28 protein-coding genes and 1 other RNA gene are annotated in these 25,715 nt (G+C 58.1%); 15 read left to right on the plus strand and 14 right to left on the minus strand.

Annotated elements, in window-relative coordinates:
* The first annotated feature begins 21 nt into the window (after window positions 1-21).
* From GOX63_RS02105 to GOX63_RS02120, 4 genes are all read left to right on the plus strand, one after another.
* Entirely contained in the window at window positions 22-1,788 is a 1,767-nt protein-coding gene (locus GOX63_RS02105; protein WP_170324831.1) for a sensor histidine kinase, read from the plus strand.
* A gap of 13 nt (window positions 1,789-1,801) precedes the next feature.
* The gene (locus GOX63_RS02110) at window positions 1,802-3,136 is read left to right on the plus strand and encodes a sigma-54-dependent transcriptional regulator (RefSeq protein WP_170324832.1); all 1,335 of its coding nucleotides are present in this window, start codon (window positions 1,802-1,804) and stop codon (window positions 3,134-3,136) included.
* 503 nt (window positions 3,137-3,639) lie between these two features.
* Window positions 3,640-6,501 carry an Rne/Rng family ribonuclease gene (locus tag GOX63_RS02115; RefSeq protein WP_170324833.1) on the plus strand — a complete coding sequence of 954 codons (2,862 nt, stop codon included), beginning with the start codon at window positions 3,640-3,642 and terminating at the stop codon, window positions 6,499-6,501.
* A gap of 129 nt (window positions 6,502-6,630) precedes the next feature.
* On the plus strand, window positions 6,631-7,059 hold the full coding sequence (locus tag GOX63_RS02120) for a hypothetical protein (protein WP_170324834.1): 429 nt from the start codon (window positions 6,631-6,633) through the stop codon (window positions 7,057-7,059).
* Between the two features lie 47 nt (window positions 7,060-7,106).
* Here the strand turns inward: GOX63_RS02120 and GOX63_RS02125 are convergent, their stop codons facing one another.
* Window positions 7,107-7,340, minus strand: coding sequence for a sulfurtransferase TusA family protein (locus GOX63_RS02125; RefSeq protein WP_170324835.1), 234 nt, complete (start codon window positions 7,338-7,340; stop codon window positions 7,107-7,109).
* Between the two features lie 105 nt (window positions 7,341-7,445).
* Here GOX63_RS02125 and GOX63_RS02130 point away from each other — a divergent pair, with 105 nt between their 5' ends.
* The 4 genes from GOX63_RS02130 (at window position 7,446) to GOX63_RS02145 (ending at window position 11,777) form a co-directional block, all read left to right on the plus strand.
* The gene (locus GOX63_RS02130) at window positions 7,446-8,198 is read left to right on the plus strand and encodes a cytochrome c biogenesis CcdA family protein (protein WP_170324836.1); all 753 of its coding nucleotides are present in this window, start codon (window positions 7,446-7,448) and stop codon (window positions 8,196-8,198) included.
* A 63-nt stretch (window positions 8,199-8,261) separates the two neighbouring features.
* Window positions 8,262-9,476: a hypothetical protein gene (locus tag GOX63_RS02135; protein WP_170544664.1), complete on the plus strand. Its 1,215-nt coding sequence runs from the start codon at window positions 8,262-8,264 to the stop codon at window positions 9,474-9,476.
* Window positions 9,473-10,822 carry a cytochrome P450 gene (locus GOX63_RS02140; protein WP_170544667.1) on the plus strand — a complete coding sequence of 450 codons (1,350 nt, stop codon included), beginning with the start codon at window positions 9,473-9,475 and terminating at the stop codon, window positions 10,820-10,822. Before GOX63_RS02135 ends, GOX63_RS02140 begins: the two co-directional genes overlap by 4 nt.
* A 73-nt stretch (window positions 10,823-10,895) precedes the next feature.
* Complete coding sequence (locus tag GOX63_RS02145; protein WP_170324839.1) at window positions 10,896-11,777, plus strand: fructose bisphosphate aldolase; 882 nt, start codon at window positions 10,896-10,898, stop codon at window positions 11,775-11,777.
* A gap of 6 nt (window positions 11,778-11,783) precedes the next feature.
* Here the strand turns inward: GOX63_RS02145 and GOX63_RS02150 are convergent, their stop codons facing one another.
* The 6 genes from GOX63_RS02150 to fumC form a co-directional block, all read right to left on the minus strand.
* On the minus strand, window positions 11,784-12,386 hold the full coding sequence (locus tag GOX63_RS02150; RefSeq protein WP_170324840.1) for a DNA-3-methyladenine glycosylase I: 603 nt from the start codon (window positions 12,384-12,386) through the stop codon (window positions 11,784-11,786).
* Between the two features lie 7 nt (window positions 12,387-12,393).
* Window positions 12,394-12,681 carry a YciI family protein gene (locus GOX63_RS02155; RefSeq protein ID WP_170324841.1) on the minus strand — a complete coding sequence of 96 codons (288 nt, stop codon included), beginning with the start codon at window positions 12,679-12,681 and terminating at the stop codon, window positions 12,394-12,396.
* Between the two features lie 12 nt (window positions 12,682-12,693).
* Window positions 12,694-13,275, minus strand: a complete 582-nt coding sequence (locus GOX63_RS02160) for a TetR/AcrR family transcriptional regulator (protein ID WP_170324842.1) — start codon at window positions 13,273-13,275, stop codon at window positions 12,694-12,696.
* A 76-nt stretch (window positions 13,276-13,351) separates the two neighbouring features.
* The gene (locus tag GOX63_RS02165; RefSeq protein ID WP_170324843.1) at window positions 13,352-13,579 is read right to left on the minus strand and encodes a ribbon-helix-helix domain-containing protein; all 228 of its coding nucleotides are present in this window, start codon (window positions 13,577-13,579) and stop codon (window positions 13,352-13,354) included.
* A complete protein-coding gene (locus GOX63_RS02170; protein WP_170324844.1) occupies window positions 13,576-13,752 on the minus strand; it encodes a DUF4169 family protein in 177 nt (58 codons plus the stop codon). The genes GOX63_RS02165 and GOX63_RS02170 overlap by 4 nt, the downstream gene beginning before the upstream one ends.
* Entirely contained in the window at window positions 13,752-15,146 is a 1,395-nt protein-coding gene (gene fumC, locus GOX63_RS02175; protein WP_170324845.1) for a class II fumarate hydratase, read from the minus strand. The genes GOX63_RS02170 and fumC overlap by 1 nt, the downstream gene beginning before the upstream one ends.
* Window positions 15,147-15,341: 195 nt before the next feature.
* Between fumC and GOX63_RS02180 the strand changes: the two genes are divergently transcribed.
* Complete coding sequence (locus GOX63_RS02180) at window positions 15,342-15,905, plus strand: hypothetical protein (RefSeq protein ID WP_437436600.1); 564 nt, start codon at window positions 15,342-15,344, stop codon at window positions 15,903-15,905.
* Between the two features lie 10 nt (window positions 15,906-15,915).
* Here GOX63_RS02180 and GOX63_RS02185 read toward each other — a convergent pair whose 3' ends face one another.
* From GOX63_RS02185 to GOX63_RS02215, 7 genes are all read right to left on the minus strand, one after another.
* On the minus strand, window positions 15,916-16,374 hold the full coding sequence (locus tag GOX63_RS02185) for an SspB family protein (RefSeq protein WP_170324846.1): 459 nt from the start codon (window positions 16,372-16,374) through the stop codon (window positions 15,916-15,918).
* A 76-nt stretch (window positions 16,375-16,450) separates the two neighbouring features.
* Window positions 16,451-17,704, minus strand: coding sequence for a chromate efflux transporter (gene chrA / locus GOX63_RS02190; RefSeq protein ID WP_170544670.1), 1,254 nt, complete (start codon window positions 17,702-17,704; stop codon window positions 16,451-16,453).
* Window positions 17,701-18,516: a chromate resistance protein ChrB domain-containing protein gene (locus tag GOX63_RS02195; RefSeq protein WP_170544673.1), complete on the minus strand. Its 816-nt coding sequence runs from the start codon at window positions 18,514-18,516 to the stop codon at window positions 17,701-17,703. Before GOX63_RS02195 ends, chrA begins: the two co-directional genes overlap by 4 nt.
* Window positions 18,517-18,644: 128 nt before the next feature.
* A complete protein-coding gene (locus tag GOX63_RS02200) occupies window positions 18,645-19,076 on the minus strand; it encodes an ester cyclase (protein WP_170324849.1) in 432 nt (143 codons plus the stop codon).
* A gap of 100 nt (window positions 19,077-19,176) precedes the next feature.
* Window positions 19,177-19,524, minus strand: a transfer-messenger RNA (tmRNA) gene (ssrA, locus tag GOX63_RS02205).
* A gap of 36 nt (window positions 19,525-19,560) precedes the next feature.
* The gene (locus GOX63_RS02210) at window positions 19,561-19,923 is read right to left on the minus strand and encodes a DUF4345 family protein (RefSeq protein ID WP_170325518.1); all 363 of its coding nucleotides are present in this window, start codon (window positions 19,921-19,923) and stop codon (window positions 19,561-19,563) included.
* A gap of 10 nt (window positions 19,924-19,933) precedes the next feature.
* On the minus strand, window positions 19,934-20,665 hold the full coding sequence (locus tag GOX63_RS02215; protein ID WP_170324850.1) for a FadR/GntR family transcriptional regulator: 732 nt from the start codon (window positions 20,663-20,665) through the stop codon (window positions 19,934-19,936).
* Between the two features lie 87 nt (window positions 20,666-20,752).
* On the opposite strand from GOX63_RS02215, the gene GOX63_RS02220 reads away from it, so the two are divergent.
* The 6 genes from GOX63_RS02220 (at window position 20,753) to frr (ending at window position 25,712) form a co-directional block, all read left to right on the plus strand.
* On the plus strand, window positions 20,753-21,544 hold the full coding sequence (locus GOX63_RS02220) for a DUF2182 domain-containing protein (RefSeq protein ID WP_367646682.1): 792 nt from the start codon (window positions 20,753-20,755) through the stop codon (window positions 21,542-21,544).
* Window positions 21,545-21,548: 4 nt separating this feature from the next.
* Window positions 21,549-22,253, plus strand: coding sequence for a DUF1326 domain-containing protein (locus GOX63_RS02225; RefSeq protein WP_170324851.1), 705 nt, complete (start codon window positions 21,549-21,551; stop codon window positions 22,251-22,253).
* Window positions 22,250-22,759, plus strand: a complete 510-nt coding sequence (locus GOX63_RS02230; protein WP_367646683.1) for a DinB family protein — start codon at window positions 22,250-22,252, stop codon at window positions 22,757-22,759. The genes GOX63_RS02225 and GOX63_RS02230 overlap by 4 nt, the downstream gene beginning before the upstream one ends.
* Window positions 22,760-23,863 carry a dimethylsulfoniopropionate demethylase gene (locus GOX63_RS02235; protein WP_170324852.1) on the plus strand — a complete coding sequence of 368 codons (1,104 nt, stop codon included), beginning with the start codon at window positions 22,760-22,762 and terminating at the stop codon, window positions 23,861-23,863.
* 102 nt (window positions 23,864-23,965) lie between these two features.
* Complete coding sequence (acuI, locus tag GOX63_RS02240; protein WP_170324853.1) at window positions 23,966-24,961, plus strand: acryloyl-CoA reductase; 996 nt, start codon at window positions 23,966-23,968, stop codon at window positions 24,959-24,961.
* A 187-nt stretch (window positions 24,962-25,148) separates the two neighbouring features.
* Window positions 25,149-25,712 carry a ribosome recycling factor gene (gene frr, locus GOX63_RS02245; protein WP_170324854.1) on the plus strand — a complete coding sequence of 188 codons (564 nt, stop codon included), beginning with the start codon at window positions 25,149-25,151 and terminating at the stop codon, window positions 25,710-25,712.
* Window positions 25,713-25,715: the final 3 nt, after the last annotated feature.

The raw sequence follows: 25,715 nt of genomic DNA on the forward strand, positions 1-25,715 counted from the left end.
AAGCCCGCGTAATTTCCCGGGATGAGTTTCGGCTGGTCCAATCTGACAAAACCTTTCCGCGGCGCGCCCCTTGGGTGGCGCCTGCGGTTTGCTGTGATCGCTGTGCTGATCACCGCCGTCGCGACGATCTGGATCACGAACCGTCTGCTGACCGACAGGTTCACCGAGTCGACCCGCAACCGAGCCGAGGTGCGCCTGGCGCTGTATTCCGGCAACCTGCTGAGCGAGCTGCGCAGAAACGCGATTGTGCCTCAGCTGCTGTCCCGAGATCCCACGCTGATCTCGGCGTTGCAATCCGGTGACTTTTCGCTGTCTACCCAGCGCCTGATCTCGTTTGTCGAAGAGATCGGGGCCGCGTCTCTGATGCTGTTGGATGGGGATGGGCGTCTGGTTGCCTCCACCGATCGCAACCGGCTGGGTGAGGCACATCGCAGTTCGCCTTATTTTATTGACGCGGTTCGTTCGAACGCCACGATCTTTACGGTGATCCCGAAGGAATCCGGTGGCTACAGCTTTGTCTATTCGCGCCGCATCGATTCCAATGCCGATATCCTTGGTGTGATCGTTGTCGAGGTCGATCTTCACAAGTTCGAACTGGCCTGGGCCGGTATTTCCGACGCGGTGATGGTCACTGACAGCACCGGTACGATCATCCTGTCGACCGAACCACAATGGCGCGGGCTGGAGGAAAACTCAGCGATGCTGAGGCAGCCTCCGGAAGGCGCGATCCAACGTGCGATCCGGGCCACGGCGGATTGGACCGCGCTGCCGCCCGATGCCTATCTGCAGGGTGAAGCTGTGATGCGGATGGAAACACGCATACCGTTCCGCGGCTGGCAGATGACCTCGTTCACGACCTATGCCTCGATCCGTGAAAAGGTGAACAGCGTTCTCGCGCTCGAAATCATGGGGTTTGCGATTCTTCTGGCGCTGGCCTTCTACGCACTCAGCCGAAGGGCCACGCTGCGCATGGCATTGTTCCAGCGCGAGTCGGCAGAGCTTCGCGCATTGAACGCAAGGCTGCAGCGGGAAATTGCTGAGCGGGAACGGGTTGAAAAGACGCTGGAAGTTGCTGAACAAACGCTGGCGCAAAGTTCGAAACTGGCAGCGTTGGGCGAGATGTCCGCCGCCGTTAGTCACGAGCTGAATCAACCGCTGGCTGCAATGAAGACATATCTGGCCGGCGCGCGTCTGCTGTTGCGCCGCAACCGCCCCGAAGAGGCGCTGGCCAGCTTTGGTCGCATTGATGGCTTGATCGAGCGGATGGGCGCGATCACCCGGCAGCTCAAATCCTATGCGCGCAAGGGCGCGGATGCGTTTTCCCCTGTAAACCTTGGCGAAGCGCTGGCCTCATCCCTGTCGATGATGGAACCGCAACTGCGTCAGCGGCACGTGAAGATCACTCAGATTTTGCCCGAAGAACCTGTTATAGTGATGGGAGACCGGATGCGGATCGAACAGGTGATGGTGAACCTCTTGCGCAATGCGTTGGACGCCACCAAATCTGTATCAGAGCCGGACGTGGAAATTATTCTGGCCGCAGGCGATATGGCGGTGCTGACCGTCCGCGACAACGGTTATGGGATCGAGGATATCGAGAACCTGTTTGAACCGTTCTACACCACCAAGCAGCCCGGAGACGGCGTCGGTTTGGGACTTGCCATCTCTTCGGGTATCGTAAACGACCATGGGGGGCGGCTGACCGCCCGCAACAGCCAGCACGGTGGCGCGGTGTTTGAGATGCAGCTGCCGATACTGGGAAGCGACGGCCTCGAGGCCGCTGAATAACAAAGGAAGTACTATGGCACAGGCCATGAAAATCGCCATCGTGGATGACGAACAGGACATGCGCCAGTCGATCAGCCAGTGGCTGGCACTGTCTGGTTATGACACCGAAACCTTCTCGAGCGCAGAGGACGCGCTGAAGGTGCTGGGACCGGATTATCCCGGCATTGTCATCTCGGACATCAAGATGCCGGGTATGGACGGCATTCAGCTGCTGAAAAAGCTGATGGGCGCCGACAGCACGCTGCCGGTCATCATGATCACCGGTCACGGCGATGTGCCGATGGCGGTTGAGGCGATGCGCGTCGGTGCGTTTGATTTCCTTGAAAAACCTTTCAACCCGGACCGGATGTCCGAACTGGCCAAGCGCGCCAGCAATGCCCGCCGTCTAACACTGGACAACCGGGCCCTGCGGCGTGAGTTGTCCGGTGGCACCCAGATCATGAACAAGTTGATCGGTGCCAGCCCGGTGATGGAACGTCTGCGCGAAGATATTCTGGACCTGGGGCAGGCGGACGGTCATGTCCTGATCGATGGCGAGACGGGGACCGGTAAAACTCTGGTCGCGCACGCGCTGCACGCTGTTGGCAGCCGGGCCGGCAAGAAATTCGTTCTGGTGTCCTGCGCGGCGCTTGAGGAAGACGTTCTGTCAAAACGCCTCTTTGGTCCGATGATGCCAGAGGATACGCAGCTTCCCGCCATTGAAGAGGCGCGCGGAGGCACACTGGTTCTTGAGGATGTCGAAGCGCTGAGTGACACGCTTCAGGCCCGTCTGCTGAGTGTCATGAACGATCAGGGCACGCCGGCAGAAACCCGGATCGTGGCGATTTCCAACCTGCAAGAGGCGGGAAAGACCAGCGAAGACGTGCTGCGCCCGGACCTTTTCTATCGCCTTGCGGCGCTGCGGATCACCATGCCGCCCCTGCGCCAGCGTGGCGAGGATATCCTGACTCTGTTCACGCGCCTCAGCGAGCAATTTGCCGAGGAATACGGATGTGATGCGCCACAGGTCAGTGCTCAGGAAGCTGCGCAACTGCTGCAGGCCCCGTGGCCGGGCAATGTCCGCCAGCTGATCAACATTGCCGAGCGCGCCGTGCTGCAGTCACGCCGGGGCTCGGGCACGATCGCGTCGCTGCTCATGTCGGATCACGAGGAAATGCAGCCGGTGATGACGACCGAGGGTAAGCCGCTCAAGGAATATGTCGAAGCGTTCGAGCGGATGCTCATTGATAACACGATGCGCCGTCACAAGGGCTCGATTGCGTCGGTGATGGAAGAACTGTGTCTGCCGCGGCGGACGCTGAATGAGAAGATGGCCAAATACGGCCTTCAGCGATCAGATTACCTGTAATTGGGCAGGGGGCTCTGCCCCCGCCGCCCTTTGGGCGACTCCCCCGGAATAAATTTGGCCAGATGTAGGGATCCTGAGCGGTGTTCAGGTCCCATGATGCAGTTTGCCCATTGTCTTTTCCACAGGACTGCTTTTATTGTGTCCAGACGGGCCGGGCCTTTTTGCGCCCCTAAGCCCCGAATCTTTGAGTTTCGCTGCTCTGCCGCGGATGGTGATAATCCCACGAGGCAAAGCAGACCGATTGTGCCCCAGATTGGGGCAGATGAACGCCTGAACCCGTTTATGCGGGTGATAGGAACAAATGGGCAGGACGCGGCGAACCGCGCCTGTCGGAGAAGAACCGCGATGACGCGCGCGCAACGAACGAGTATACGGGCAGGGGGCCACAGCGCCGGACCCTCCCGCGCGCCGTCCGATATCGCCCTGACAAGACACCACCCCAAAAGCGCCTGTCCCCCCGGACGGGTTAGGACAACGCGTTTGGCGCGGTGCACCAAGGACACATGGCTAAGAAAATGCTTATCGATGCCACCCACGCGGAGGAAACCCGCGTTGTGGTGGTCGACGGAAACAAGGTTGAGGAGTTCGACTTTGAATCCGAAAACAAACGCCAGCTTGCCGGCAACATCTATCTTGCAAAAGTAACACGGGTCGAACCGTCGCTGCAGGCGGCTTTTGTTGATTATGGCGGAAACCGGCACGGTTTCCTCGCGTTCTCGGAAATTCACCCGGATTACTACCAGATCCCGGTCGCCGACCGCGAAGCGCTTATGGAAGAAGAGCGCGCCTATGCCGAGGCGATGAAGGCGCGGGACGAGGCCGAAGAGAGCAAGCCCAGGAAGCGCCGCTCGCGGTCGCGCACCAAAGCGGCGGATGTGAAATCAGACGATCCGGTCGAAACGATTGAAGTTTCCTCCGAGCCTACAGGCATGGAAACAATCGATCTGGATGAAGGTGAAGAGGGTGCTGATCTGACAGTTCCCGAAGGCACCTCTCCGATGGATCATGTCGCTGAGACCCCTGTCGAAGAGCCCGATGATGAAGCGGAGGTGTCGGAGGGCGCCGAAGCTCCCTCTGCAGAAGCTGAGGTTGCGGAAGAACCCTCTGCTGAGGCTGAAGAAGACGTGGCTGACGCGTCGGAAGAAACGCCTGCGGAAGCCGAAGAGCCGGAAGGTGAAGCGGTTGAGGCATCTGCCGACGCTGACGCCGAGAGTGCCGCAGATGATGGGGACGTTGCCGAGGAAGCACCGGCAGAAGAGGCCGCAGCGGACGAAAGCAAAACTGAATCTGACGACGACGAGACGGAAGAAGAAACCCGCCCGGATGCGACCGCCAAGGATGACAGCATCGAGTCGGTGGCCGATGAGGATGACAGCGAGGACATTCGTCCGCCGCGCAAACCGCGTCCACGTCGCTACAAGATTCAGGAAGTTATCAAGGTCCGCCAGGTCCTGTTGGTTCAGGTCGTCAAAGAAGAGCGCGGCAACAAGGGTGCAGCGCTGACAACCTACCTGTCGCTTGCAGGACGTTACTGCGTTCTGATGCCCAACACAGCGCGTGGCGGCGGGATCAGCCGCAAGATCACCAACGCGCCGGACCGTAAGAAATTGAAGGAAATCGCCTCGGAAATCGACGTTCCGACCGGCGCGGGCCTGATCATCCGGACCGCAGGTGCCAAGCGCACCAAGTCCGAGATCAAGCGCGACTATGAATACCTGCAGCGCATGTGGGAGCAGATCCGCGAACTGACGCTGAAATCCATTGCGCCCGCGAAAATCTATGAAGAAGGCGACCTGATCAAACGCTCGATCCGCGATCTCTATAACCGCGACATCGACGAGGTTCTGGTCGAGGGCGATGGCGGCTACCGCATCGCCAAGGACTTCATGAAGATGATCATGCCGTCCCACGCCAAGAACGTAAAACGGTATGAAGACGCGCTGCCGCTGTTCGCGCGCTATCAGGTGGAAAGCTATCTGACGGGTATGTTCAACCCGACGGTGCAGCTGAAATCCGGTGGCTATATCGTGATCGGCGTGACCGAGGCGCTGGTGGCGATCGACGTGAACTCGGGTCGGGCGACCAAAGAGGGTTCGATCGAGGAAACCGCACTCAAGACCAACCTTGAGGCTGCCGAGGAAGTGGCACGTCAACTGCGTCTGCGAGATCTGGCCGGTCTGATCGTCATCGACTTCATCGATATGGACGAGCGCAAGAACAACGCGGCCGTTGAAAAGCGTCTTAAGGAAAAGCTGAAGACCGACCGCGCGCGGATTCAGGTTGGCCGGATTTCCGGCTTTGGCCTGATGGAGATGAGCCGTCAGCGACTGCGCCCCGGTATGCTTGAGGCGACAACGCAGCCTTGCCCATCCTGCCACGGCACGGGTCTGATCCGTTCGGATGACAACATGGCGCTGACCATCCTGCGTCAGATCGAAGAGGAAGGCACCCGCCGCCGCTCGCGCGAGGTTCTGGTGCGCTGCCCGGTCAGCATTGCCAACTTCCTTATGAACCAGAAACGCGAGCATATCGCGCAGATCGAAGCGCGTTACGGCTTGTCGGTTCGGGTTGAGGGTGATGTGCATCTGGTCAGCCCTGATTTCTCGATGGAGAAATTCAAAACAGCCAGCCGTGTCGTGCCCGAGGCAACCGCACCGGTGGTGTCGGTGGACGCCTCGCTGATGGATTTGGTGGACGCGGACGAAGAAGAAGTCGACGTCGAAGAAACGGTTCAGGCCGAAGAAGAGTCCAAACCCAAGCGAAAGCGCCGTCGCCGTCGCCGCAAGAAGAGCAATGCAGGCAGTGAAGCGTCCGAGACGGAAACCGGGACTGACGAAGACGCCTCGACCGAGGCGGGTGATGAGCCTACGTCTGAACCTGAGGCGGAAGAGGCTGCTCAGGAAGAGAAAACCGAAAAGCCCAAGCGTCGCCGGGCCCCGCGCCGCAAGAAGAAAGACGCGGAACCTGTTGAAGCGGTTGAGGAAAGCCCAACAGAAGCAGCAGTTGTAGAAAGCCCGTCTGAGGCTGAGGCTGAAGCGGCTAAGGAGGCGACTGCGCCAGAAGGCGAGGCCGTGACAGAGCCCGAGGCGGAACCGGAAAACGAACAGCCCGAACCTGTTGAGGCTGCGGAAGCGGTTGCAGAAGAAGCACCGGAGCCTGAGCCGCAGGAGGCAAGCGAACCGGAAGCCGAAAAGGTGGTCGATCCCGTTTCTGAAACTGTGGAAACTGTAGAGGTCGAAGCCACGGTGGAAGAGGTGGTCGAAGAGGACCCCGAGCCCGTGCTTGAGGCTGTCGCGGAAGAACCTGAACAGCCCAGCGAACCCGCCAAACCGAAACGGCGCGGTTGGTGGTCTTTGGGGCAATAAGGAAGAAACCGTCAGTGGGTTTTCCCACACGACAAATTCTAAGAACGCGTTGACTTTGGTCAGCGCGTTTTCTTTTTATTATTAGGCAACTTACATAAGAAACGCAGTTGGCAGAGGAGCGAGCAGAAAATGGGATTTTTGCAGGGTTATACAACGCAAAAGCTCAAGCAGAACCAGCGAAGCCTCAAGGATGCTTTCGCCCACATAAATAAGTTATCGCATGAGCGGAATGAACTTCAGGAAGAGCTGGAAGACTATGATTGTTCTATTGATAAGCGCAAGTGCGACCTCGAGGCACGCATAGCGCGCGAGGATTTCCTGATGTCTTTGCTGGATGAAGCCTACGGAAAAGATGAAAATCCAGCCCGGCAGTCAGCTTACGCAGACGATGTGGATTTCCGAATCCCGATTGGGGATCGGAAGGGTGAGATCGTCACACAGGCCGACCATGTTTACCTCACGAAATACGCAGAAGAATTTAATGAGAAATTCGCGTCGAAATGGAAGGAATATGCGAAGAACTGGGTCGAGTTCCTGCACGAAAAGATCTCGATCTAATCGTTAGAATGAGGTTTCGCAGATTCGGGTTGCTTTTAACCCCTGCCTCAGCTCGTTTTTTGAATGAGGTAGATTTGATGCCCGTCCGCGTCCTCTTGCGACAATAGTTGGTGCCCGCTTTCGGCGCAGAAATGCGGAACGTCGATTACGGCCGCAGGATCATCAGCCAGAATGCGTAAAACGGCCCCCGAGGGCATGGATTTAAGGCGTTTTCTGGCTTTCAGGACGGGCAAGGGGCACAGTAGACCCAGCGCGTCCAGCGTTTCGGTGGGATTTGACATGAGGCTCAGATATTTCCACTTTGCCCGAGTGTCCAGCACCCGTGCACGGGGATGTGACCGAATGGCCCCGTGACGCCGCCGCTTGGATACCCTATGTGCTGAACCATGTTCGGAATTGAAATCATCGACGCGGGTCTGCTGCCTGCCATGTTCATCGCGATGCTGGGCGGGCTGATCAGCTTTCTGTCGCCTTGCGTGCTGCCCATTGTGCCGCCTTATCTCGCCTATATGAGCGGCGTGACGATCAATGAGATGCAGGATGAGGCAGCGGCGCGGCGCAAGGCGACTCTGTCTGCGCTGTTCTTTGTTTTAGGCCTGTCGACGGTGTTTTTGCTGCTTGGGTTCACGGCCTCGGCCTTTGGGGCGTTTGTGCTGCAAAATCAGGTTCTGTTTGCCAAACTGTCCGGCGCGGTCGTCATCATCTTTGGCCTGCACTTTCTGAACGTGTTCCGCATTCCCTTCCTGGATCGTGAAGCACGGATCGACGCAGGTGATTCCGGCGGCTCGGTCTTTGGGGCCTATATACTGGGTCTTGCTTTTGCTTTCGGCTGGACGCCGTGTATCGGCCCGCAACTGGGGGCGATCCTGTCGCTGGCCGCGTCCGAAGCCTCGGTCGCGCGCGGAACCTTGTTGCTGGGCGTCTATGCCGCGGGGCTGGGCATTCCGTTCCTGCTAGCGGCCATGTTCCTGAACCGGTCGATGTCGGTGATGAACCGGATCAAGCCCCACATGCGCACGATCGAAAAGGTCATGGGCGGCCTGCTTCTGTTCGTTGGCATCATGCTGATCACAGGCCTGTTCACCGAGTTCAGCTGGTGGTTGTTGGAAACCTTCCCGGCACTGGCCAATTTCGGGTAACATGCCGATCCGACTTACCTTGGCCGTAAGGCTGCGCTAACCTGCGCCGCAGAAGGTAAGGGCATGAGCAGTCATACAAATAAGCCTCGGGTGCGCAGGCGTCGGGTGTTCTATATCCCCGGCTACGACCCGATTCACCCACGCCGGTATCGCGAGCTTTATCGCAAAGAAAGCCAGGCGCAGGCTGAGGTTTCCGGGTATGAAATCTCGATTTCGCCGAAGTCGGGTGAGGGGCCATATGGCTGGCACGTTCGTTCGCGTCAGGACGGTGCCGACGTTGAGGCGGATATCGACGTACTGGTCTGGTCCGATATCGTGCGCGACAGCATGTCAAACTCGATCCCCGCGACTTATCTGCAGCTGTTGCGGACGGCGTGGACCTACACCGGGTCCGGAGCATTGTGGCGCTTGATGCGGCTGCGCAAGGGGCCGGTAATCGCCGCGCTCTATCCCGTTGCGATGTTGATTGTGCAATTAGCTGTGGCGCTTTTGGTGGCCTGGGCCGTGGCCTCGCTGCTTTGGTCCGTAGCGGGATGGCTGGCCTTGGTGCCAGCGATTGCCACCGCATTTGCCCTGTTGCATTGGTTCCGCAAAATCGACAACCGTCTGTTTGCCTATTACCTGATGCACGACTACGCCTATTCCGCCGCGCAGAAGGGAGCTGTTCCAGCGGAACTGAAGACCCGGTTGCGCGCTTTCACCTCTCACATTCGGCACGCGCTTGAAACCGATGTGGACGAGGTTCTTGTCGTCGGCCACTCTTCGGGCGCGCATCTTGGGGTGACGGTTCTGGCCGATCTGATCCGCGAAGGTGGCCTGCCAGATGACCGACCGGCCCTTTCCTTTCTGACTTTGGGGCAGGTGGGGCCGATGGTTTCGTTTCTGCCCAAGGCCGAAGACCTGCGCACCGATCTGCAATTCCTGTCCGAGCAACCGGACATCACTTGGGTGGACGTGTCTGCACCGGGTGATGGCTGCGCGTTTGCGCTGTGTGACCCGGTCGGTGTCAGCGGCGTGGCGACCGATCAGAAACGCTGGCCATTGGTCCTGTCGGCCGCCTTCACGCAAACCCTGTCACCGGAGCGCTGGCAAGAGCTGCGCTGGCGCTTTTTTCGGCTGCATTTCCAGTATCTCTGCGCGTTTGATCGCCCGAAAGACTACGACTATTTCCGTATCACCGCAGGGCCTTTGACCCTGGGCCAACGGTTCGACGGGCGCGCGCCGTCGAAATCGCGGATCGAACAACCAATCTCAAAATACAAGTCGGTGCGAAGATGAATCCACCAAAGCCAACACCCCGTCCAGACAAGGTTTCGTTGTGGCGGTATCTGAAACTCTTCCGCAAGGATCTGCTGTCAGCGCAGCCGCAACGCCTGTACCGTGCGTGGATGGCCGAGTTTCGCACGCCGTTCTTCCGATCCTACATGATCAATCAGCCAGAACTTGTCGAAACGGTCCTAAAAAAACGCCCCGATGACTTCCCGAAGTCCGGTCGCATCAGCGAGGGGTTGCGCCCGTTGCTGGGGGACTCGGTCTTTCTGACCAACGGAGAGACCTGGAAACGGCAGCGACGGATCATCGATCCGGCCTTTGAAGGCGGACGGCTAAAGGACACCTTTCCGGCGATGCTGCAGGCCGCCGAAGCCTGCGTTGCGCGGCTCAAGGGGCAGGCGGGTGAGGTGATCGAATGTGAGGAGCTCACCAGCCATGCCGCGGCGGATGTGATCTTTCGAACCTTGTTTTCGGTCCCGATCGAACATGAAGTGGCCGCGCAGGTGTTTGATAAGTTCCGGGCTTATCAGCGGCAGCAACCGTTGTTGAACCTGGCGGCGTTTATTCCGGTGCCGCGCTGGGTGCCGCGGTTTCACGCGCGAAACACGCGCCGGAACGCCAAGGCCATCCGCGCATTGATCAAGCGTCTGACGACCGAGCGGGCCAAGCTGATCGCTGCAGGGCAGGCGCCCGACGATCTTGCCACCAAGATCATGACGACGCACGACCCCGAAACCGGGCGCTGCTTTGATACGCAAGAGATGGTCGATCAGGTCGCCATTTTCTTTCTAGCAGGGCACGAAACCAGCGCTTCGGCGCTGGCCTGGACTCTATACCTGATGGCGCTTTACCCCGAATGGCAGGAAAAGCTGAGCGCCGAGGCAAGCGTTCTGGATGACCCCTGCTTTGCCTCAGCGTCCAAACTGCGCCTCAGCCGGGATGTTTTCCGCGAGTCGCTGCGCCTGTACCCGCCTGTGCCGATGATGGTGCGTGAGGCGACCTGTCCGGAAGATTTCCGGGGCAGAGAGGTCGCCAAAGGATCGCAGATCGTCATCAGTCCTTGGCACCTGCATCGGCAGGAACGCCTGTGGGACCGCCCCGATGAGTTTGATCCCACTCGCTGGCATACGGAAAACGGCAAGACCTGCCAACGGCAGGCTTTCATCCCGTTTTCGGCAGGCCCGCGCGTCTGCACCGGGGCAGGGTTCGCCATGGTCGAGGGGCCATTGTTATTGTCGATGTTGTTGCGGCACTTCCGGTTCGAGCTGGTAGAGGGCCGCACGCCTGTTCCGGTGGCACATCTGACGGTACGGTCAGCGGACGGCATTTGGTTGCGCTTGGTTGAGCGCTAACAACCTACCATCATTCTGCGCCTTGCTGTATGCGATGGACAAACGCGGAATCATCATTGAACGGGAAAGTCTTATGTCCAAAGCAGAACAGCGCGAGCAGATGTCCAACGGCGCGGGTTTCATTGCAGCCCTGGATCAAAGTGGCGGCTCGACACCCAAGGCGCTGGCGCTTTATGGGGTCGATGCCTCGGAATACAGCTCGGACGAAGAGATGTTCGGTGAAATCCAGAAAATGCGCGCCCGCATCATTCTGGCCGACGACTTTACCAAGGACAAAGTGATCGGCGCGATCCTGTTCGAACGTACGCTGGGCGAAGAGATTGACGGTCGCAAGGTCGCCGATTACCTGTGGTCGCAGAAGGGTATCGTTCCGTTCCTGAAGATCGACAAGGGTCTGGAGGATCAGGCCAACGGCGTTCAGATGATGAAACCGATCCCGGGTCTGGCGGACACTCTGGCCAAGGCCGATGGCGTCTTCGGCACCAAAGAGCGTTCTGTGATCCACGAAGCCAACGCCGAGGGCATCGCCGCTGTTGTGGCCCAGCAGTTCGACGTGGCCCGCGAAGTTGTTGCCGCCGGTATGGTTCCGATTGTCGAGCCTGAAGTGAACATCAACTCGGCCACCAAAGCTGAGGCCGAGGATATCCTGAAAGCCGAGATCCTGAAAAACCTCGACCAACTGGCCGAGGGTCAAGACATCATGCTGAAGCTGACCATCCCCAGCCAGGCGAACCTGTATGACGAACTGGCCGATCATCCGCGCGTTGTGCGTGTTGTGGCACTGTCGGGCGGCTATTCGACCGAACAGGCCTGTGATCTGCTGGATCAGAACGGCAAGATGATCGCTTCGTTCTCGCGCGCACTGACCGAGGGGCTGTCGAAGCAGCAATCGGATGCCGAGTTCAACGCCGCACTGGGTGGCAATATCGACAAGATCTTCCGCGCCTCGGTCTAAGGGGCGCTATACCGGCTTGGTGAATTCGCGGCGCATTTGCGCCGCTTTTTCACGCATGGAACACCCAATGGCGTGGTCGTTCACCAACCCCATTGCCTGCATGAATGCAAAAACCGTGGTCGGCCCGACGAACTTCCAGCCACGTTTCTTCAAGTCCTTCGACATTGCGATGGACTCGGGTGAGGTCGACGCTGTTTGCGGTTCGGGTGGGTTGTCGGCCTCGTACCGCCAGACATAAGCGGCGATGGACCCTTCCGCTGCCACCAGCTCTTGCGCGCGGCGGGCGTTGTTGATGACAGCTTCGATCTTGCCGCGATGGCGTATGATGCCCGCATCCTGTAGCAGGCGTTCGACATCCACTTCATCAAACTTGGATACCGCGTTGAAATCGAACTGTTTAAACGCTTTGCGAAAGTTCTCGCGTTTGGCCAGGATTGTGCGCCAGCTTAGGCCCGACTGAAAGCTCTCCAAGCATAGTTTTTCGAACAGACGCTGTTCGTCTGCCACCGGGTAACCCCATTCATTGTCGTGGTATTCAAAGAACTCCGGTGCTGCCTGACACCAAGCGCAGCGTGGCTGGCCATCCGGGCCGAGTACGGTTTTGGTCATGGCAACCTCAGGTCAAAAGAAAGCTCAGGCGTTCGTCTGCGCGGGCAGGCTCCATCTCAAGAATTTCGGCCGTTACCACATTTGCAACGACAAAAGGATCCTGATCAACGAATTCGGATACCGTATTCAGGCTGTCAGCGACGGCCAAAATACCACCGCCTATGCCGGGGTTTAACGTTCCGGCGAGCAAGAACATTCCTGTGTCGAAGCCCTGTTTCAACCACGCTCGGTGCCCGTCCATGTTCTCGGAAGCAAGGTTCTTGTTTTCGGAAAAGCGTAGTAAAATTATATACATGAGGAGTCTTTCTCAGGTTATTATAGGTTGCGGCAGAAGGTGGTCTAGCCAGATATTCATTTGCTGAACTTCGCGGTTGATGAAGGCCTCGTCTTGATAAGCCTGCGCAAGCGTCGCGACGCCCTGGCTCTGCGCCAACAGCCGCATGGCCAAATCCGGTGCATCTTCCGAGAGCCCGACCGCGGAAAACTGACGCACCAGCCAGTCGCGGAAAAGGTCGAACAACAAGTTGGCGTCGTTTTGTGCACTGTGTTCAAGTTTCGACAATTCGGTACACAGGGTGCCGACCGGACAGCCGTAGCGCGTGATCTTTGCGCGGTTCATGATCAAGATGCCGATGAACTGACTGATGCGGTGTTTCGGGTCAGGGAAGTCTTGCTCCCAATCGTCCAGCATCTGCTTTGTCCTGTTTAGACGGAGGTCGATGACAGCTTTGAGTATCTGATCCTTTGTTTTGAAGTGATAATAGAAGTTCCCACGAGATATGCGGACCGCCTTGGCAATGTCGGCAAAAGAGGTCTGGGCAAAACCGTTCTGATAGAACAACTCGTCCGCGACCTGAACAATTTGTTGGCTTGTACTGAGATCCGTCATTTAACGCTGCTCATCTGCTGTAGGACGCTTGTCCTAAAACAAGCGTAGGACAAGTGTCCTACTGCGTCAACACGGATTAGGAAGAAGACCTGTCGCGGTACCAGTTCAGAACAAATACACGTATGGCCGAGGCCAGCCCAATTTCGGGATCGCGATTAACATCAATTTCAGCTGCTAAGGCGTTGATTGCGATGTCTTTAGACTTGGCGATGTCGCGAAAGGACTGCCAAAACTCGTCCTCCAGAGACACCGATGTGCGGTGACCCTTCAGGGTCAGTGATCGTTTGACCGGACGGCCGCTCATTCATCCAACTCGTGATTGTCGATGTCGCGGCGTTGTTTGTCTTGGTGGAACTTGTCTTCGATCTTTTCCGCCTTGCTGCGACCGAATTTGACAGCGTTCTGATCCGCGCGGGCCTTTTTCTCGGCCCGCGCTTTTTCTTTTCGATACCGGTTCAGGTTGACCGGCTTGCCCATCAGTCCTTCGGACCGATCATGTGTTCGGGGCGGACAACGGCGTCGAAAGTCTCTTCATCGACAAAGCCCAACGCGATGGCTTCTTCCTTGAGGGTCGTGCCGTTCTTGTGTGCCGTCTTAGCTACGGTGGTAGCATTGTCATATCCGATGGTCGGCGCCAGCGCGGTCACCAGCATCAGCGATTCCTTCATCAGCTTGTCTATGCGCGGCTCATTGGCCTTGATGCCCAGCAGCATCCGCTCGGTAAAGCTGTCCGTGGCGTCGCCCAGCAGCTGGATCGACTGCAGCAGGTTGTAGGACATCATCGGGTTGTAGACATTCAGCTGGAAATGCCCCTGCGAGCCGGCGAACTTCATCGCTGCGTCGTTGCCCATCACATGCGCGGCAACCTGCGTCAGCGCCTCGGCCTGGGTCGGGTTCACCTTACCGGGCATGATCGACGAGCCGGGCTCGTTTTCTGGAAGGATCAGTTCACCCAGACCCGAGCGGGGGCCAGAGCCCAACAGGCGGATGTCGTTGGCGATCTTGTAACAAGAGCCTGCGATGGTCGCCAAAGCGCCCGACAGGAAGACCATGGCGTCGTGGGCTGCCAGCGCCTCGAATTTGTTCGGTGCGGTGACGAAGGGCAGGCCAGTGATGTCCGCCATGTTCTTGGCTACGGCCTCATCCCAACCGTTGTGGGTGTTCAGACCGGTGCCAACGGCCGTACCGCCTTGGGCCAACTCGTAAATTCCGGGCATCGAGGCGTGGACGCGGGCAATACCCTGACGGATCTGGTGCGCGTAGCCGCCGAATTCCTGCTCCAGCGTCAGCGGCGTTGCATCCTGCGTGTGTGTCCGGCCGATCTTGATGATGCCTGTGAACTCTTTCGCTTTGGCTTCCAGCGCCGAAGCGAATTTCTCAAGCCCCGGCAGCAACACGTCACGCACGCTCATCGCGGTGGCGATGTGCATGGCCGTGGGGAAGGTATCGTTCGAGGATTGACCCATGTTGCAGTGGTCATTCGGGTGCACCGGATCTTTCGAACCGATCACGCCGCCCAGAATCTCAATCGCGCGGTTCGCGATCACCTCGTTCGAATTCATGTTCGACTGGGTGCCCGAACCGGTCTGCCAGACGACCAGCGGGAAGTTGTCGTCAAACTTGCCTTCAATTACCTCACCTGCGGCCTGAATGACGGCGTCCGCAATTGTTGCGTCCAGCTTGCCGATGGCCTTGTTCTCCATCGCGCAGGCTTTCTTGATCACGCCCAGCGCGCGCACGATGGCGACGGGCTGCTTTTCCCAGCCAATAGGGAAATTCATGATCGAACGCTGCGTTTGGGCACCCCAATACTTGTCAGCAGGGACTTCCAACGGGCCAAAGCTGTCGGATTCGGTGCGGGTCTGAGACATCGGTCACTCCGTCGTGTATGCAGTCGTATGCCGTTTACCCGTAACTCTGTCATCGTGCAATCGGCCAGTTGCGCGCACCATAAACTCAAGGGCGCCAGAGGTATAGCCGGAAGGGATTGGTAAAATCGGTCCGAAACGCATTGTGTGCGCTACCGGGTCAGCTACAATAGGTGGATCAACTTGCTGGAGGCTAAGGTGGGCACATTGGTTCGAACTTATCCCCTGAAAATCATTGCCTTTTCATTTGGCATTCTGATTTTGTTCGCTCTCACTGGGCTGAAGGCTCATGCTGGGGATATTGCACCCTTTGTCGGCAGCTATGTCGGATCCGCCAATGTTGTGGATGAAGATGGAAGCGAAACGCCACGTGACATGAGTGTGTCGATTCATGAATTGAAAGATGGGTTCAACGTCAGCTGGACGACTACAACCTACAAGGCGGACGGTCGGGTCAAAGAACAGAAATTCTCGATTGATTTCAAACAGTCAGACAGGGCTGACGTTTATTCCGCCGCAATGAAGCGCAACGTGTTCGGGCATGAGGTTCCGCTTGATCCGATGCAGGGTGAGCCCTTTGTCTGGGGGCGGATCGAGGGCGAAACACTGACCGTATTCTCGCTGTTCATTGGCGAGACCGGGGATTATGAGCTGCAACAGTTTGACCGCACTCTGGCAGAGGGCGGCCTTGATCTGTCGTTTTCACGATTCCGGAACGGGGTGAAGTCGCGTTCGGTCGAAACGTTTCTGAAAAAGCAGTAGATCCAGGCGGTTACTTGCGGAAACTGTCCAGCGAGACAACCTCGGCGTCGTGTTGACCAGGCTCTTCTTCAACCTCAATCGATTCTTCGATGAGTTGTTCCATCTCATCCTCGTCTTCTGGGCTTTCAAAGCGAAGCCCGAATTCGACCGAGGGATCAACGAAGGTTTTGATTGAGGAGTAGGGGATATAAAGCGGTTCCGGCGCATCGCCAAAGTTCAACGTGATCGCAAACCCATCGTCGCCGACCTCAAGGTTTTCGAACCAGTGCTGCATGACGATGGTCATTTCCTCCGGGTACCGCTCGCGCAGCCAATCCGCCAGTTCGACGCCGTCTTGGCGGGTGTCGAAGGTGATGAAGAAATGATGTGCCCCGGGCAGGCCATTGTCGGAAACGCTGGTCAGAACGGTTTTGATGAGCCCGCGCATGGCGGTGTGCATCAGGTTCCCATAGTCGATGTCTTGCGACATGTGTCATCCTCAGAAGTGGTTACCCTCAGCATAGGGGATTTCATCGGAAACGAAAGACCGCCTGTGTGAGGATTGTTTAAACGTAATGCAGTCCGGTTCCGATTGCGGCCATGATTATCAATGTGGTTGCCATTCCAAATTTAAACTTAAAAATCAACAGTCCAGCGAGCATTGTTAGGATCAGCGCGGCTGGATTGAGGCTGGTCAGCTCGGGCCAGGGCAGTGTCACAGGTCCCAATGATACTTCGGGGATTTTCTGAAACAGAACGTTCAGACTAAACCATAGGGACAGGTTGAGAATCACACCCACGACCGCGGCGGTGATGCCGTGCAGCGCGGCCGACAATCTAGGACGTGCCGCCAGTTGATCCAGATAGGGCGCCGCAAGAAAAATCCAGAGAAAACAGGGGACGAACGTGGCCCATAAAGCAACCGCGCCGGCCGCAATCGCCAGAGAGGCGCCACCTGTCATCTGGCCGGTCAGCATGGCGACGAATTGGGTCACCAGAATCAATGGCCCCGGAGTTGTTTCGGCCAATCCCAGTGCGTCGATCATCTGATCCGTGCTGACCCAGTTGTACTTGTCCACGACGGTCTGGGTCATATAGGCGAGCACGGCATAGGCTCCGCCAAAGGTGACAACGGCGAGGCGGGCGAAGAACCAGCCCAGATCACTCAGCAGTTTTTGTCCAGTAACGGTCAGCGCCAGCAACGGCCCAAGCCACATTACCAGCCAAAAAGCGGCGGTGCGAAACATACCGGTAACTTTGGGCGCAATGGGAATGTCGTCGACCCGCGCTTGACCGTCAAAGGTAACGTATCCCCATATCGCCGCGGCCAGAATGATCAGCGGAAAGGGTAGGTTCAGCGCAAAGATGGCGAGGAATCCAAGCCCTGCGATGGCGCGGTGCTGTGTATCCGTCAGCGCCTTGCGCGACAGGTTTCGAAGCGCTTGCAGGACGATCACGATCACCGTGGCTTTCACGCCCAGAAACCCGGCCTGCACCAAAGGCAGATCACCGAAGGCGGCGTAAAGACCCACCAGAATTGCGATGACGCAGGCTCCGGGCAGCACGAACAAGGCCCCGGCGATCAAACCGCCGGTCACCCCGCGCAGACGCCAGCCGGCATAGGTTGCCAACTGCATTGCCTCGGGGCCGGGTAGTAGCATGCACAGCGACAAGGCCCGCAGATAGGTCTGCTCATCCAGCCAGGGCCGGTTTTCGACTAGTTCCTGATGCATCAGCGAAATCTGAGCCGCCGGGCCGCCGAAGGACAGCAGGCCGATGCGGCCGAACACGCGGACAAGCTCCGCAATAGATGGGGTCATGATTTGCGATCCGTCGGCCAATCGTGGTGTTCGTCAAACCCGTCCCGCGCCCAACGATACAGAGCGTCATAAAGATGCAGACCCGCCTCAAGGTTCTGATGGTCGTCCCGGTATTGTCGGGACAGGCCTACCGATATCGCCAGCAGACCGGCGGCCTCGGGCGACAGATCGTGACGGTTGGTATCCGCAGCGCGGATCACAGTGGCAAGCCGGTCAAGGGCAGGGGTGTGCAGCTGAAATTCGTCCAGCATCGTATCAAAGGTGCAGCGGTCACCTCGGTGGGACCAAAACGTATCCTCGATATCGAATGGTGTCGCGTCGAAGGCCTTTGCCGTTGCTTCAACTTCTGACGGGGCCACAAACAAGAACTGCGCATCGGGGTCGACGAAACGGCGGATCAGCCACGGGCAGGCGATCCGGTCGATCTTGGGCCGGTGGCGCGTGACCCAGACCGATCGGCCATCCTCTCGCGTGGGCACGGCCGAGGCCGGAACTCTTGGCGCATCTGCCATGTCCCGCCAGCCATACATCCCGCCTTCCAGAAATTCGGCCTCACATCCCTTACTACGCAACCAGGACACAACCCCTTGGCTGAGCTTCTTGCCCTTTTGGCAAATGATGACGACGTTCCGATCACTAACTCTGCGGGCAATGCCGTCGATATCCATTGCAGGATGGCGAACCGAACCGGGGATCAGAAAGGGATCGGCTTCAAAATCCGGGTCAAGGCAAATGTCGATCAAGACCGGCGCCTGCGGCGTTCCGATCAGGCGCAGCAACTGTTTCGGTGTAATCGCGTTGGGCGCGGGCATGGCATGTCTCCTGATGCAAACGGATACATGCGAAACTTGGGCTGGCGCCTCACGGGGCGTTCGCAATCTTACCCCATGACCCTTGCTTACGATCAAGCGCCAAAGGGGTCAAGATTGCGTTGCTTGCGTCAGGCCCAATCCAACCTTTGTCCGGTCATGCAGACGGGCAGGGTGTCTTGCGGAAATTGGCCGAGCTGTTCAAACAGAGATATAAAATCAAACTGGTTATACGCCTCGACCATGCGGTCGTCCTTGAAGCGCGCGATGACGCTGCCGGTAGCCTGTAACGGCGCCCCGTTATCTGCCCGGGTGGTGCTGACATGGAGAATTCCGGACACCCAATCACCGTCTTCGATGATCTTCGGTAGTTCGACCTTGATATCCCCCAGCACATGCCGAAAGGCCATGACGAGATCACGGAAATCATCCGCACCGACCTGCATTTCAGGGATCAGCCCCTCGGCCATGGTATCGGGGGCAAAGAACTGGTCGATGGCATCAACGTTCCCGTTTTCCCAAACCTCGGCATACCAGTTTCTGAGTATATCGGCGTGTGACATCCCAGCTCTCCTTTTCCTGTTGGGCTGAGAATGAAACGAAAGGGTGAAGAAACCCTGAACGTGAACAAGATCAGAGATAAACCGCAGACATTAAGGGGGAAATGCAGGTTTCTGTTGCCAGGTACCTGCGAACCCCGCCTTACGCGGCTAGGCGCAAGGACTTAAGTTTCGGTCTTGTTACTGCTTACGCAGCAACTGCAACCGGAGCACGATTGTCGTTTGCAATTGTACTAGTTTCGCCGATAACGGTGGCAGACAGCCGAGACAAAGCTAACCCCTTTAGACGTTCGTCGATCCTGTTTCGGCCCCAGAATCCTCAAACGAAGGATGGTTGGTGGAGCCGCCGGGTACCGCCCCCGGGTCCGATCCGCTTATTACGAGCGCGTTTATGTCCATAGTCCCGAAGGACATACCCTATATAGGTGAGCGGACGTTCGGATGCAAACCAGGAATTGCGAAGAATGGTGGACGTGAAAACAAATGCTTAGGCGGGCCTGTTGAAGTTCGCCAGGATCAGCCACAGCGCCAGGACCAGTTCGATTCCACCGAATGTCACCGCTTTGGCCAAGGGAGGATTGTCCAGAACGACCGAGACGAACCGACCCAGCGCTGCCCCTGCGTAGACGACCCCTAGCATGGCATAGGCCATCGGGTTGTTCAGCCACAGCACCGCCACACCAGTTACTACGAACAGCCCGCCGACCGAGGCGCGCATCTCGCTAAGCCCCATATTGCTGTCGGTCGGTGCCAGATCCAGCGATGCGGCGGTGAACGCCGGAGCCAGAAATCCGAACAGGCCAAAGCCAATCGTCAATAGTGCGGCGATTACATTCAGCGCTGTTACCATCATTCCTCCGTCACGCGGGCTTGCGGTGTTTCTGGGCCACGTCCTGCGCCAGTTTGCGCGTGTAGTTTTCAAGTTCAACCAGCGCTGCGTCAACTTTTGCTTCGTCGCGGGCCTCCAGCGCGTCTGCGATGCGGTCGTGCAGGCCGATGATCTCTTCGCGGGAACGGGCGGTAAAGGTGATCATGTTCATCAAGGGCTGCATCGCCTCAACGGCCCCGGCCAGTTGGTATGACAGAACCGGATTTCCGGCCCCATCCACCAGAGCGCGGTGAAAGGAGACATCCGAAGAACAAAACGCTTCATCCGTCAGGCCGGGTTGCGACTGACGGAAAATTTCGGCCCGCATGGTGGCCAGTTGATCAGCCGTGCGGCGTTGCGCCGACAGGGGCGCGCAGGCACGTTCCAGTGCAAAACGGGCCTCGCACGCAGTATCGAAACTGATTGCGTTCATCGATAGCAGCAGGGTCGAAGTGGTGACTTGCTGCGAATAGGCGTCCTCAAAGCTGATCCGGTTCACGAAAGCGCCGCCACTGGCGCCGCGCTGGGTTCGGATCAGTGATTGCGCCGCCAGCCGTTTGAGCGCCTCGCGTACGGTCGGGCGTGACACCTGAAACTGTTCGGACAATTCCGCCTCGGACGGCAATCGTTCGTCCACGATCAACTCGCCCGAAATGATAGCATCGCGTATGGCCTGAGCGATCTGGGCGGATAAATCAGAAGGTTTCTGAGGTTCGATTTTCATTTTCCGGAGCCCGTCGGTGAAATTTTTATTTGTCTGACATTTAAAAGTCTGACATTTGAAAAGCAAGGGCTGAGTCGGGAGGGACACGTGAGTCGCGCAGTTCTACGCAGCGGATTGTGGCTGGGATTCTACATTCTGATCCTGTGGGCGTGGTGGATGATGTTCACCATGAGCCGCGACATGGATCTGGACTGGATCGGTCGGCCCGGCCCGATGGGGCAAGCGATGGCCGCGATGGACCCTCGTATGGACATGTATATGCCGATGGCCGAATTCGGGCCGCTGTTCTGGATGTGGGCGATCATGATGGCCGCCATGATGCTGCCGACGCTGGTGCCAACCCTGCGCAGTTACGAGGACCTGATCCGCAGCGCCAATGGCACGCGTGCGGGGTGGATCGGCGTTTTGGCCGGGTATTTCATCGTCTGGGTCGGTTTTGCTGCGCTGATCACCGGCGTTCAGCTGGCTCTGTTATTCGGCGGCGTCGTCGACATGCTGGGGATTGCCAAATCCGGCTGGTTTGCCGGCGGCCTGATGATCGCGGTCGGCGCGTTCCAGTTCACCCGCGCGAAAGAGGTCTGCCACGGTGTCTGCCACGCCCCCATGACCTATTTTCTGGGCCACTGGAAAACCGGTTTTTCAGGTGGCCTGCGTATGGGGCTGGGCCTTGGCGCGTTCTGCGTCGGATGCTGCTGGGGCTTCATGGCGCTTGGGTTTGTTGGTGGCGTCATGAGCCTGCTTTGGATGGGCCTGGCGACACTGTTCATGGTTCTGGAGAAACTGCCTCAGATTGGCCACGCGATAACGCGGCCGATGGGGTTTGCACTGATTGCAGGGGGGATTGCCCTGCTGATCTATCCCTTTGCTTACGGAGGATAAGTATATGGCTAAAAACAGGAAACCTGAGGCCGACAGGCTGCCGATCAGCCAACGCATCGACAGCCGTATGCCCAACCCCAAACGGCGCGAGATGAGCCCGACGGACTGGGCGATCAAGGGCGAGTTGATCCTGAACTGCTCGTGCGATGTGTTCTGCCCGTGCGTGGTGTCTCTGGGCGCGCACCCTCCGACCGAGGGGCATTGCCACGCGTGGATGGGTGTCATCATCGATGAAGGCCATTACGAGGGCGAAGACCTGTCCGGTCTGAACGTAGGCCTGCTGGTCGATATTCCCGGCCGTATGGGAGAGGGCCAGTGGAAAGTCGCGGCCTATGTAGACGAGCGCGCCAGCGGCAAGGCCTATAACGGGCTGCTGCAAATCTTCAGCGGTCAGGCTGGCGGCACCACAGGTCTGTTCACCATGTTGGTGAGCGAGATCATCGGGGCCGAACGCGCTCCGGTCCAGATCGAGCGTGACGGCAACAAACGTCGCATCGTGATCGGTCGCAAGATTCAGGGTGAGATCGAGATGCTCGCGGGCAAAGACCCCGAGCATCCTGTGATGGTTTCGAACTCGAAATACTGGATGGGGCCAGACATCATCGTGGCGCGCGGCACCAAATCCAAGGTACGGGACTATGGCCGTGTCTGGGATTTCGGTGGCAAGTCGGCCGAGATTTGCCCGATTGACTGGCATGGTCCGAAATGATGATCACCGGCGCCTATGCGCAAGAGATGGCGCGATATAACCGGTGGCAAAACAACCAGTTATCCGGCTTTCTGCAAGCGCTGACCCTTGATGATTTGACCAAAGAACGGGGGGCGTTCTTTGGGTCCATCATGGGAACGGCGAACCATCTGCTGTGGGGCAATTGGATTTGGATCTCTCGCTTTGACAAGGGCGAAGGACCAGGGGGCGGTATCCCCGAGAGTGTTTCGTTATGTGCCGATCTGGCCGAATGGCTGCCCTTGTGTGAAACGGTCGATGTGCGAATTGCTGAATGGGCGGGATCGCTTGGCGATGTGCCACTAACCGGTGACTTCACTTGGTTCTCGGCCGCAAAAGAAGCCGATGTTACATTGCCTTACGCGCAGTGTGTCATCCACATGTTCAACCACCAGACCCATCATCGTGGACAGTTGCACCAGATGCTGACCGAAACCGGATCGGCCGCGCCTGTCAGTGATCTGGTCTTTATGCCCAAGGAGGCTTGAATGCCGCAGATTTCCATATCTCGCCGGTTGCGGCGCACCCCGTTTTCCGATGGGGTCGAGGCCGCCGGCGTCAAGGGATACACGGTCTACAACCGTATGTTGTTGCCCACGGTTTTCGAAAGCGCCGAAGCGGACTATCGCCACCTGAAATCACATGTTCAGGTGTGGGACGTGTCGTGCGAGCGGCAGGTCGAATTGCGCGGCCCGGATGCTGCTAGGCTGATGCAGATGCTGACACCGCGCGATCTGAGGGGAATGCTTCCGGGGCAGTGTTTTTACGTACCCATCGTCGATGAAACCGGTGGGATGTTGAACGATCCGGTGGCGGTGAAACTCTCCGATGATCGTTGGTGGATTTCCATTGCGGACAGTGACTTGTTACTGTGGGTCAAGGGCATCGCCAACGGGTACCGGCTGGATGTTCTGGTGGATGAGCCGGACGTGTCGCCGCTGGCCGTACAGGGGCCAAAGGCGGATGAACTGATGGCGCGGGTCTTTGGCGATCGCGTGCGCGACATCCGGTTCTTCAAGTTCGACATGTTCGAGTTCCAGGGCCGCGATCTGGCGGTGGCGCGGTCAGGCTATTCCAAGCAGGGCGGGTTCGAGATTTACGTCGAGGGCTCGGATATCGGGATGCCATTGTGGAACGCTCTGTTTGCCGCTGGCGAAGACCTGCAGGTGCGCGCAGGCTGCCCCAACCTAATCGAACGGATCGAGGGCGGGTTGCTGTCGTATGGCAATGACATGACAGACGACAACACGCCGCATGAATGTGGTCTGGGCAAGTTCTGCAACACGCATACAGCTATCGGGTGTATCGGTCGCGACGCCTTGCTGCGCGTGGCCAAGGAAGGCCCGGTCCAACAGATTCGCCCGATTGCCATCGAGGGCGATGCCGTGCCGCCCTGTGATCGTCCGTGGTCCATTTTTGCTGATGGAAAACGGGTCGGTCAGGTGACGTCGGCCGCGTGGTCTCCGGACTTTTCGACCAATGTGTCGATTGGAATGTTGCGGCTGAGCCATTGGGACGCCGGGACAGTTGTCGAGGTCGAAACACCGGACGGTGTGCGTCGTGCAACAGTGCAGGAGAAGTTCTGGATTTGAGGGCGCACGGGGGTGCTGCCCCCGTCGCTGCGCGACTCCCGCGAAATATTTTTAGCCAGGTGAAGATTGCGATCTGGCCTTGGAAAAACGAAAGGAAATAAGATGTTCAACGCATTGGTCATGGAAAAGGACGAGGAAAGCGGACTGGCCAGCCCGTCGGTGAAACAGCTTTCGATGGATGACCTGCCTAATGGTGAGGTCACGGTGGCGGTCGAGTACTCGACCGTGAACTACAAGGACGGATTGTGCACGTCGCCCAAGGGGGGTGGCCTGGTGCGCTCGTACCCGCATGTGCCGGGGATCGACTATGCCGGTACGGTCGAGGCATCCTCGGACGACCGCTATAAGCCTGGCGACAAGGTGGTTCTGACCGGATGGCGCGTCGGTGAGGCCCATTGGGGCGGTTATTCGCAGAAAGCCAACGCATTGGCGGATTGGCTGGTGCCTTTGCCAGAAGGATTGAGCGCGCGGCAGGCGATGGCTGTTGGGACAGCAGGTTTCACGGCCATGCTGGCGGTGATGGCGCTGGAAGATCACGGAATGAAAACCGACCACGGTCCGGTTCTTGTGACCGGCGCCGCGGGTGGTGTCGGCTCGGTAGCAACAGCCATTCTTGCCAATCTGGGTTATGAGGTCGCGGCGGTCACCGGGCGCCCGGAAACGGGCGATTACCTGAAATCTCTGGGCGCGACCACGATCGTTCCGCGCGAGGAGCTGAACGAAACCACCAAACGCCCGCTGGAAAGCGAGACCTGGGCAGGGTGTGTCGATGCGGTCGGAGGTGAGATGCTGGCGCGCGTGCTGGGTCAGATGAAATATGGTGCCTCGGTCGCCGCGGTTGGTCTGGCTGGCGGCGCTGCTTTGCCAGCAACGGTGATTCCGTTCCTGCTGCGCGGGGTTAATCTGCTGGGCATCGATAGTGTGATGCAACCCTATGAAAACCGTGTGCGTGCCTGGCAGCGCGTTGCAACGGACCTGCCCATGGACAAGCTGGAAGCGATGGTTCATCCCGCAACCCTGGGCGATCTGCCGCAATTGGGCGCGGATATCCTGAAAGGGCAGGTCAAAGGCCGCGTCGTCGTCGACGTAAACGTCTGATTAGCAAGACTTACATCAAGACCGGTCGACTCGCGCGCCGATCGGTCTTTTTGTCTTTGAAACTCCCCAAAAATGCCGGAAACACATCTGGTCATTGGCGCATTTCCGCATCATCATGTGCTATACATCCCACCTGCGATGGCTTATGAGCCATGCAAACAGCACCTGAAGACGGGGAGTGAGCAGCATGTCTGACGATTTCGAACTGGATACCGATGATCTGAAACGGCGCATGGAAGGCGCCATGTCCAATCTCAGAACCGAATTTGCCTCGCTTCGGACCGGGCGGGCGTCAGCCTCGATGCTGGAACCGGTCATGGTCGATGCCTATGGCTCGATGACGCCGATCAATCAGGTAGGAACGGTCAACGTGCCAGAGCCGCGCATGGTCACCGTAAATGTTTGGGACAAGGGTCTGGTCGGTAAGGTCGAAAAAGCCATCCGTGAAAGCGGTCTGGGGATCAACCCGCAGCTGAACGGCACCATCATAATGCTGCCGATTCCCGAACTGAACGAGGAACGCCGCCGTGAGCTGGGCAAGGTCGCCGGTCAATATGCCGAGCACGCCCGGGTTTCGATCCGCAACGTCCGCCGCGACGGGATGGATCAGATCAAGAAGGCTAAGGCCGACGGCATTTCCGAAGACGACCAGAAGTTCTGGGAAGCCGAGGTTCAGGATCTGACCGACGAGATGATCAAAACTGTTGATGCCGCGCTTGAGACCAAGCAGGCCGAGATTATGCAGGTCTGAGAC

Origin of the sequence: Ruegeria arenilitoris (genome assembly GCF_013031355.1) — a bacterium.
GTDB classification, from domain to species: domain Bacteria; phylum Pseudomonadota; class Alphaproteobacteria; order Rhodobacterales; family Rhodobacteraceae; genus Ruegeria; species Ruegeria arenilitoris_C.

Coding starts and splice junctions, on each gene's coding strand:
- fumC (WP_170324845.1), bottom strand. CDS start 15,146: ATGTCTCAGACCCGCACCGAATCCGACAGCTTTGGCCCGTTGGAAGTC.
- GOX63_RS02140 (WP_170544667.1), top strand. CDS start 9,473: ATGAATCCACCAAAGCCAACACCCCGTCCAGACAAGGTTTCGTTGTGG.
- GOX63_RS02185 (WP_170324846.1), bottom strand. CDS start 16,374: ATGTCGCAAGACATCGACTATGGGAACCTGATGCACACCGCCATGCGC.
- GOX63_RS02165 (WP_170324843.1), bottom strand. CDS start 13,579: ATGAGCGGCCGTCCGGTCAAACGATCACTGACCCTGAAGGGTCACCGC.
- chrA (WP_170544670.1), bottom strand. CDS start 17,704: ATGACCCCATCTATTGCGGAGCTTGTCCGCGTGTTCGGCCGCATCGGC.
- acuI (WP_170324853.1), top strand. CDS start 23,966: ATGTTCAACGCATTGGTCATGGAAAAGGACGAGGAAAGCGGACTGGCC.
- frr (WP_170324854.1), top strand. CDS start 25,149: ATGTCTGACGATTTCGAACTGGATACCGATGATCTGAAACGGCGCATG.
- GOX63_RS02170 (WP_170324844.1), bottom strand. CDS start 13,752: ATGGGCAAGCCGGTCAACCTGAACCGGTATCGAAAAGAAAAAGCGCGG.
- GOX63_RS02135 (WP_170544664.1), top strand. CDS start 8,262: ATGAGCAGTCATACAAATAAGCCTCGGGTGCGCAGGCGTCGGGTGTTC.
- GOX63_RS02105 (WP_170324831.1), top strand. CDS start 22: ATGAGTTTCGGCTGGTCCAATCTGACAAAACCTTTCCGCGGCGCGCCC.
- GOX63_RS02210 (WP_170325518.1), bottom strand. CDS start 19,923: ATGGTAACAGCGCTGAATGTAATCGCCGCACTATTGACGATTGGCTTT.
- GOX63_RS02150 (WP_170324840.1), bottom strand. CDS start 12,386: ATGACCAAAACCGTACTCGGCCCGGATGGCCAGCCACGCTGCGCTTGG.
- GOX63_RS02120 (WP_170324834.1), top strand. CDS start 6,631: ATGGGATTTTTGCAGGGTTATACAACGCAAAAGCTCAAGCAGAACCAG.
- GOX63_RS02225 (WP_170324851.1), top strand. CDS start 21,549: ATGGCTAAAAACAGGAAACCTGAGGCCGACAGGCTGCCGATCAGCCAA.
- GOX63_RS02200 (WP_170324849.1), bottom strand. CDS start 19,076: ATGTCACACGCCGATATACTCAGAAACTGGTATGCCGAGGTTTGGGAA.
- GOX63_RS02130 (WP_170324836.1), top strand. CDS start 7,446: ATGTTCGGAATTGAAATCATCGACGCGGGTCTGCTGCCTGCCATGTTC.
- GOX63_RS02145 (WP_170324839.1), top strand. CDS start 10,896: ATGTCCAAAGCAGAACAGCGCGAGCAGATGTCCAACGGCGCGGGTTTC.
- GOX63_RS02115 (WP_170324833.1), top strand. CDS start 3,640: ATGGCTAAGAAAATGCTTATCGATGCCACCCACGCGGAGGAAACCCGC.
- GOX63_RS02195 (WP_170544673.1), bottom strand. CDS start 18,516: ATGCCCGCGCCCAACGCGATTACACCGAAACAGTTGCTGCGCCTGATC.
- GOX63_RS02235 (WP_170324852.1), top strand. CDS start 22,760: ATGCCGCAGATTTCCATATCTCGCCGGTTGCGGCGCACCCCGTTTTCC.
- GOX63_RS02155 (WP_170324841.1), bottom strand. CDS start 12,681: ATGTATATAATTTTACTACGCTTTTCCGAAAACAAGAACCTTGCTTCC.
- GOX63_RS02160 (WP_170324842.1), bottom strand. CDS start 13,275: ATGACGGATCTCAGTACAAGCCAACAAATTGTTCAGGTCGCGGACGAG.
- GOX63_RS02230 (WP_367646683.1), top strand. CDS start 22,250: ATGATGATCACCGGCGCCTATGCGCAAGAGATGGCGCGATATAACCGG.
- GOX63_RS02110 (WP_170324832.1), top strand. CDS start 1,802: ATGGCACAGGCCATGAAAATCGCCATCGTGGATGACGAACAGGACATG.
- GOX63_RS02215 (WP_170324850.1), bottom strand. CDS start 20,665: ATGAAAATCGAACCTCAGAAACCTTCTGATTTATCCGCCCAGATCGCT.
- GOX63_RS02125 (WP_170324835.1), bottom strand. CDS start 7,340: ATGTCAAATCCCACCGAAACGCTGGACGCGCTGGGTCTACTGTGCCCC.